The 7,366-nt window shown below is 41.9% G+C and carries 7 protein-coding genes; 6 read left to right on the plus strand and 1 reads right to left on the minus strand.

Translation table 11 applies throughout. The annotated features are described in order from the left end of the window. Window positions 1–208: 208 nt before the first annotated feature. The 5 genes from narQ (at window position 209) to rpoH (ending at window position 5,216) form a co-directional block, all read left to right on the plus strand. Window positions 209–1,912: a nitrate/nitrite two-component system sensor histidine kinase NarQ gene (narQ, locus tag HMPREF9064_RS00500; protein WP_006719798.1), complete on the plus strand. Its 1,704-nt coding sequence runs from the start codon at window positions 209–211 to the stop codon at window positions 1,910–1,912. A 13-nt stretch (window positions 1,913–1,925) separates the two neighbouring features. Beyond that, window positions 1,926–2,951 (plus strand): UDP-N-acetylmuramate dehydrogenase, encoded by a 1,026-nt coding sequence (gene murB, locus HMPREF9064_RS00495; RefSeq protein ID WP_006719799.1) that lies wholly within the window; start codon window positions 1,926–1,928, stop codon window positions 2,949–2,951. Between the two features lie 13 nt (window positions 2,952–2,964). Beyond that, window positions 2,965–3,273 carry a DUF2322 family protein gene (locus HMPREF9064_RS00490; RefSeq protein ID WP_006719801.1) on the plus strand — a complete coding sequence of 103 codons (309 nt, stop codon included), beginning with the start codon at window positions 2,965–2,967 and terminating at the stop codon, window positions 3,271–3,273. Next, the gene (gene tehA / locus HMPREF9064_RS00485) at window positions 3,273–4,226 is read left to right on the plus strand and encodes a dicarboxylate transporter/tellurite-resistance protein TehA (protein WP_006719803.1); all 954 of its coding nucleotides are present in this window, start codon (window positions 3,273–3,275) and stop codon (window positions 4,224–4,226) included. Before HMPREF9064_RS00490 ends, tehA begins: the two co-directional genes overlap by 1 nt. A gap of 141 nt (window positions 4,227–4,367) precedes the next feature. Next, a complete protein-coding gene (gene rpoH, locus HMPREF9064_RS00480; protein WP_032998036.1) occupies window positions 4,368–5,216 on the plus strand; it encodes an RNA polymerase sigma factor RpoH in 849 nt (282 codons plus the stop codon). Between the two features lie 70 nt (window positions 5,217–5,286). On the opposite strand, the gene HMPREF9064_RS00475 is transcribed toward rpoH, so the two are convergent. Next, complete coding sequence (locus HMPREF9064_RS00475; RefSeq protein ID WP_006719807.1) at window positions 5,287–6,747, minus strand: aminoacyl-histidine dipeptidase; 1,461 nt, start codon at window positions 6,745–6,747, stop codon at window positions 5,287–5,289. 113 nt (window positions 6,748–6,860) lie between these two features. Between HMPREF9064_RS00475 and gpt the strand changes: the two genes are divergently transcribed. Then, window positions 6,861–7,325 (plus strand): xanthine phosphoribosyltransferase, encoded by a 465-nt coding sequence (gene gpt / locus HMPREF9064_RS00470; RefSeq protein ID WP_032998038.1) that lies wholly within the window; start codon window positions 6,861–6,863, stop codon window positions 7,323–7,325. Window positions 7,326–7,366: the final 41 nt, after the last annotated feature.

Here is a 7,366-nt window from a genome sequence, read left to right on the forward strand (position 1 = left end):
TATTAATCTATTTTTAGATCCTGTATGTTAATTCCTTCACAGCCAATTAACATAACTACAAATAAGTATTTACCTCACCTTCTGTCTTCAATTTGTTTTAGATCAAACTCTATTATTGGTTTGCTCTCATTCTCCCTAAAAAACTCTTATAAAAGAGACCGCACTTTTTGTTAAACTAGCGGCACATTTTCCACCAAGGTTTTTTATTGTGAAAATCAAGCATTCTGTTTCTACCCGCATAGCCAACTATCTCATCGTAATTATTATCTTTGTTGGCATTATCAGCGCATTTAGTTTAACACTAATGGAAGGTAATCGTTCCTATGCAGAAGCAATTAATGTGTCTGGTTCATTACGGATGCAGAGTTACCGCTTACTCTATGAAATCGAACATAATCCCCAAATGGTGGAAACAAGCCTACGTCAATATCGCGTCAGTTTGCATTCAAAATCCCTGATAGAAATTAATTATCATCCTTTCGCCTCACAAGAAGTAAAAGATGCCTATCGCAATTTGATTAAACGCTGGGAAGGCATGGAATGTCTTGCACGAGAAGGCAACTTTTCTGAGTATCAACAAAATATTGCTAATTATGTGGCGCAAGTGGATCGGTTCGTGTTCGCCTTACAACATTCAGCGGAAGAAAGATGGATTTGGGCATTATGCGTCATTATTTTTTCGATGCTACTCATCGTCGCCATGGTGTCTTATGTAAATTGGTATACTCGCAAAGCCGTCGTGACACCATTGGAGCAACTGACGCGCGCCAGTATTCAAGTTCAAATGGGGCAATTCAATCATATTCCGCTAGATCTTAAGAAAGAAGATGAGTTAGGCCATTTGGCACGCACGTTTACCAAAATGGCCTCGGATTTAAGCAAGTTATATTCCAGCTTGGAGGCGACGGTAAATGAAAAAACCCAAAAATTACAACAAACTAACCACTCTTTAAGCACGCTGTATCACTGTTCACAACTTGTCACAACCAATAAAATTGACAGTAAAATTTTGCAATTAGTCTTACAAAACATCATGCTCAGCGAACACTTGCGCTATCTGGAGCTAGATGTATTGGATATGGCACATTGGCACATTTGCTTAGGTGAGAAAAATGACGACTTGGAATTACAACAAACAGAAGTGACCATTGAAGGGGAAACCTTAGCGGTGTTGTATTGGCAAGCAGGGCTTCCTTGCCCTGATTTACGCACCATGCAAAACTTAGCGCAAATGCTAAGCCGCTCCTTATATTTCCAGCGCACACAACGTCAACAAGAACAGCTATTACTCATGGAGGAACGTTCTATTATTGCGCGTGAATTACATGATTCGTTGGCGCAAGTTTTGGCATTTTTACAAATTCAACTGACTCTACTTAAGCATAACTTAAATAAAGACGAACCAGATTCTAAACACAAAAGTTTGATGATCATTAAACAGTTTGAACAAGCCTTGAGTGACGGTTACAGCCAGTTACGCGAACTGTTAGCCACTTTCCGTTTAACCATTCAGGAAGCCAATTTGAAACTCGCGCTAGAACAAGTGATTGATTCCTTACGCAATCAAACAGACATTCAAATGAGCGTAGATTGTTCCCTACCATCGCAAAGTTTTAATGCACAACAATTAGTCAACGCCTTGCAAATCGTACGCGAGGCTGTACTCAATGCCATTAAACACTCACAAGCCACGCTCATTGAAGTCATCGCTCGTACCAACGAAGATGGCGAACAAGAACTCATTGTGCGTGATAACGGCATTGGTATTCCAAGTTTAGAAGAACCGGATGGACATTACGGACTTAACATCATGCACGAGCGTAGCGCACAACTCAACGCCAAGCTCACCATTACTAATCAAGCAAGTGGCGGCACAGAAGTAAAAGTTACGTTGGCGCACACATCATCTTAATTCAGAGGAAATTATGCAGAATTTACAATCGTTTCATACCTTTGCTATTCCGGCGCATGCCGAAAAAATCATTAAAATTGCCTCCATTCCTCAACTGAAACAGGTATGGGACGAGTGCCAACAAGAAAATCTGCCCGTGTTGTTTTTGGGGCAAGGTAGCAATGTGTTATTTATTGAGGATTTTGCCGGTGCTGTGCTCATTAACTGCCTGCTCGGCATTCAACACAAAGAAGACCAGCATTTCCATTATCTGCACGTTAATGGTGGCGAAGTATGGCATAATTTGGTGCAATGGAGCATCGAACAAGGCATTTACGGCTTGGAAAATCTCGCCTTAATCCCAGGTTGCGCTGGTTCCGCTCCCATCCAAAATATCGGTGCCTACGGCGTTGAATTTAAAGATGTGTGCGACTATGTAGAGGTATTAAACTTAGCCTCCGGCGAGCAATTCCGTTTAACCAATATCGAATGCGAGTTTGGTTATCGGGAAAGTGTATTCAAACATAAATATGTAAAAGGTTATGTGGTGACAGCCGTCGGATTAAAACTGGCAAAAGATTGGAAACCGGTATTGAAATATGGCAACTTGGCAAACCTAGATAAAAGTGCGGTCAGTTCTGCGGACATTTTTTCAGAAATTTGTGCCGTTCGCCAAAGTAAATTACCCGATCCGAAACAATTTGGTAATGTAGGCAGTTTCTTCAAAAACCCTGTTGTTTCCGCCCAACAATTTGAGCGTCTACAACAAGAATACGCGACGATTCCGCATTTCCCACAAGCAGACGGCAGCATAAAATTAGCCGCAGGTTGGCTTATTGACCAATGCAACTTAAAAGGCTACCAAATCGGCGGCGCAGCGGTACATCAACAGCAAGCCTTGGTTCTTATAAACAAAGGCAATGCCACCGCATCTGATATCGTTGAATTGGCACATCACATTTATCATCTGGTAGCACTTCGCTTCGATATTCAATTACAACCGGAAGTACGTTTTATCGGTAAGTACGGTGAAGTGGATAGTCAACAAACCATCAGTTAATTACAGGAACACCATGACATTTAACGAAATTTTAGTCGCATTACCGACAATTGAACATCTGAGTGAAATCAACATTTTAGAAAACGGTAAACAGATTCATCAAATTCCGGCTGCGCCTGGAAAATTAGGTTCATTACGGGTGTATAACGCACTGGCAGAGGAATTTAACGGGAAATTAGACCGCACTTCTGCACAGAAAGGCTTGCAACTCTTCGCTGAGCATACGGAAGATGCCCGTCAGTTTCCAGGTAAACACCCGAATATTGATTTATTACTGCGCGTGATTGAACAAGACTTGTGTTATCACATTGAGGCTCACTAATGGAACAGCAAAAACCATTTCCTATTCCCGTCAATTATTTCAGTATTGTTTTAGGCTTATCCGCGTTAGGCTTGGCTTGGCGTTATGGCACGCATACTGCAGGACTACCTTCGATTATTAGCGAAACCTTGCTAGGTTTAGCGACTATCATTTGGTTGATATTTATTGTGGCTTATGGCGTGAAATGGTTACGTTTCCCTCAACAAGCCAAAGAAGAATTACATCACTTAATTCTGGGCTGTTTTATCAGTTTAATTCCCATCACCACCATTTTAATTGGCTTGGCTGTCTTGCCATATGCCTTCCCATTATCCATAGGATTAATCGCATTAGGGATCATAGGGCAGTTAGGTTTCGCCGCTTTCCGCGTTGCTGGGTTATGGCGCGGCATTCACAAAGCAGAAGCCGCAACACCGATTATGTATTTACCAACCGTAGCAACTAATTTTGTCAGCGGCACAGCATTAGGCTATTTGGGGTATAGCGAGTTGGGAATGCTCTTTTTTGGTGCCGGCATGTTTTCGTGGCTAAGCCTTGAACCGGCAATTTTGCATCGCTTACGCAATTTAGAACCCGTTGCACCTGCCGTACGTCCAGCGATAGGTATTCAACTTGCACCGGCATTTGTGGGTTGTTCCACTTACTTAACGTTAAATGGTGGTGAGGTGGATTTATTGGTGAAGCTGTTCGTCGGTTATGGTGTATTGCAACTGTTATTCTTAATCCGTTTATTGCCTTGGCTATTCCAAAATGGTTTCATGGTTTCATTTTGGGCATTCTCGTTTGGACTAGCATCCATGGCAAACGTAGGATTACATATTTATCAAGGTACATCAGACCCTATCCTAAGCGTTATTGGCCTATCCCTATTTTGGTTTGCTTCGACGATGATTGGACTATTGATTTTAGGGACAATTTACCTCATGATGCGCGGTCGTTTTTTAGTAAAATAAACGAACTTTCAGGCAAAAAATTGGTCATATAAACGATGAAAAGACGAATTCCAATCGCTAAAACCGATTGAAATTCTCATAAATTGTGTTATAACTGGGCTCTCTCAATCAAGCCTGGTGACTTTACTAAGAAGGAAGATGATGGATAAAGAAACTCAAACCATGATGTTAGTTCCCCAAGGAAGCTTAGAAGCCTATATTCGCGCAGCGAATGAATACCCGATGTTAACGGCGGAAGAGGAAAAGGAACTCGCGGAACGTTTGTATTACAACGAAGATATTGAAGCAGCAAAAAAACTCGTGTTATCTCACTTGCGCTTCGTTATCCATGTTGCCCGTGGTTATTCCGGTTATGGCTTGCCGCAAGCGGATTTAATTCAAGAGGGCAATATCGGTTTAATGAAAGCAGTTAAGCGTTTTAACCCGGAAGTAGGTGTTCGCTTAGTGTCTTTCGCAGTGCATTGGATCAAAGCAGAAATTCACGAATACGTTTTGCGTAATTGGCGTATTGTGAAAGTTGCGACGACCAAAGCGCAACGTAAGTTGTTCTTTAATCTACGCAAAACCAAACAACGCTTAGGTTGGTTTAATGAAAACGAAGTGGACATGGTGGCAAATGAGTTAGGCGTTTCTCCACAAGATGTGGTGGAAATGGAATCACGCATGACCGGTGCTGATGTGGCGTTTGATTTGCCAACAGACGATCATGATGAAGAAACCTACGCACCGGCGTTGTACTTGGAAGACAAAGGCTCCAATTTTGCCGCGGAGTTAGAAAATGAAAACTATGAAGCACAAGCCACTGATCAACTTGTGGTGGCATTAAATAATCTTGATGCACGTAGCCAAGACATTATCAAAGCCCGCTGGTTGGATGAAACCAAAGCAACTTTACAAGACTTGGCTGCAAAATATAACATCTCAGCAGAACGTGTTCGTCAGCTAGAAACTAACGCACTGAAAAAATTAAAAAGTGCGGTCAGTTTTTAATGCATTTTTGAAGCGTATAAAAAGAGAAAACCCGCTCCATCAAGAGCGGGTTTTTCTTTTTCCAACGAAGTTATTTCACCGGAATTTCTGCTAATAATTTCGTGATCAAAGACCAATAAATTTGTACCGCCGGAATATGAACCTTCTCATCCGGTGAGTGCGCATTTTTGATTGTTGGCCCGATGGATACCATATCCATATTCGGATAGATTTTCTTCAGTAAACCACATTCCAGACCGGCGTGAATCACTTTGATTGTTGGCTCATAGCCCAAGACGTCCGCATAGATTTTATGGGTTAAATCAACAATTGGTGAATGTGCCTGTGGCTCCCAGCCCGGATAAGAGCCGGAGAATTCAGCACAAGCACCACTTAATGAAGCAAGCGATGTCAACATCTCGGCAACATATTCTTTGCCGCTATCAATAAGTGAACGTACTAAAATTGTAGCTTTAATTTGATTCTCTTCTGTTTTTAATACGCCAACACTGAGGGATGTTTCCACGGTGTTTTCTAATACATCGCTATTACGAATCACACCATTCGGTAGCACGTTCAAGAAATGAATCACACGTTGTGTGCTAGCCACAGTAAAGGTTTTCTCAGATTTCTCAACAGGCTGCAAATCAAACGTAAGATTCGGTTCAATTAGTGCCAGTTCAGCTTTTAATAAAACAGCAAAATTTTCCACCGCACTTTTTAGTTGAGCCACGTCACCGTTGAAGTTCAACGTTGCAAACGCTTCACGCGGAATAGCGTTACGAATAGAACCGCCGCGAATGTCACTTAAAAGGAAATCAAAGTGCGGTTGATGTTGGGTGAGTTTTGCTAAGAAACGCGCAAGCACTTTAATCGCATTGGCACGTCCAGTATGGATATCGCAACCGGAATGTCCGCCACGTAACCCCTTAAGAATAATTTGATAGCTGTGAGAGAAGGCATTGTCTTGATATTCCACCGGCAATGTCACATTCGCATTTTCGCCACCGGCGCAACCCACATAAATTTCTGCGTTTTCTTCTGTGTCGGTGTTAATCATAATGTCGCTTTGTAGCCAGTTTGGACGCAATCCGATAGCCCCTTCCATGCCACGTTCTTCTGTCATGGTGAGTAACACTTCTAAATCGGGATGGGCAATATCATCACTGTCTAAAATGGCTAACGTCGATGCCATTCCAATACCGTTGTCCGCCCCTAAGGTCGTGTCTGTAGCACGCACCCATTCACCATCAATATAAGGACGGATAGGATCGGTGGCAAAATTATGTGAGCTACCTTCATTCGCTTGCGGCACCATATCCAAATGCGCCTGTAAAGCAACTTTTTGACGATTTTCCATGCCTTTTGTTGCCGGTTTACGGATTAATACATTGCCTACATCATCACGTTCCGCGTAAAACCCTTTCCCTTTTGCCCAGTTGATGATGAATTCCGCAAGTTCATTTTCTTGGTAGGATGGATGTGGGATTGCACAAATTTGATCAAACCATTTCCATAATAAATTCGGACTTAATTGTTGTATTTCTGACATAGTTCCTCCTTAAAAAATTAGGGAAAATAATAGCATAAAATGCCATTTCGGGTTATCCTAACGCAATTTTTATTTCCAGGGCGATGCCCGTAAAATTTTTAAAAGGTGTGTTTATGAGTGAAAAATATGTTGTGACGTGGGATATGTTCCATATGCACGCACGCAAATTATCCGAACGTTTACTTCCAGCTTCCCAATGGAAGGGCATCGTCGCAGTCAGCCGTGGCGGTTTATTTCCTGGCGCAGTACTTGCCCGTGAGTTAGGTATTCGTCATGTAGAAACCATTTGTATCGCTAGCTATAACCACGATAAACAAGGTGAATTGCAGGTCTTACATGCAGCTCAATTAGAAAACGGTGGAGAAGGATTTATCGTCATTGACGATTTAGTAGATACCGGAAACACTGCACGCGCTATTCGTGAGATGTACCCAAATGCTCATTTCGTTACTGTTTTCGCAAAACCAGCCGGCGCTGAATTAGTTGATGATTATGTAGTTGATATCCCACAAAACACATGGATCGAACAACCTTGGGATATGGGCATTTGTTTCGTTCCACCACTTGCTAGAAAATAAAAAATAATAGAAAAAAATGACCGCACTTTATTTCATTAAAG

It is taken from the genome of Aggregatibacter segnis ATCC 33393, assembly GCF_000185305.1.
GTDB classification, from domain to species: domain Bacteria; phylum Pseudomonadota; class Gammaproteobacteria; order Enterobacterales; family Pasteurellaceae; genus Aggregatibacter; species Aggregatibacter segnis.

Excerpts from the sequence above, each read along its gene's own strand:
- murB (WP_006719799.1), top strand. The coding sequence starts at position 1,926 with ATGCAGAATTTACAATCGTTTCATACCTTTGCTATTCCGGCGCATGCC.
- HMPREF9064_RS00490 (WP_006719801.1), top strand. The coding sequence starts at position 2,965 with ATGACATTTAACGAAATTTTAGTCGCATTACCGACAATTGAACATCTG.
- tehA (WP_006719803.1), top strand. The coding sequence starts at position 3,273 with ATGGAACAGCAAAAACCATTTCCTATTCCCGTCAATTATTTCAGTATT.
- rpoH (WP_032998036.1), top strand. The coding sequence starts at position 4,368 with ATGGATAAAGAAACTCAAACCATGATGTTAGTTCCCCAAGGAAGCTTA.
- HMPREF9064_RS00475 (WP_006719807.1), bottom strand. The coding sequence starts at position 6,747 with ATGTCAGAAATACAACAATTAAGTCCGAATTTATTATGGAAATGGTTT.
- gpt (WP_032998038.1), top strand. The coding sequence starts at position 6,861 with ATGAGTGAAAAATATGTTGTGACGTGGGATATGTTCCATATGCACGCA.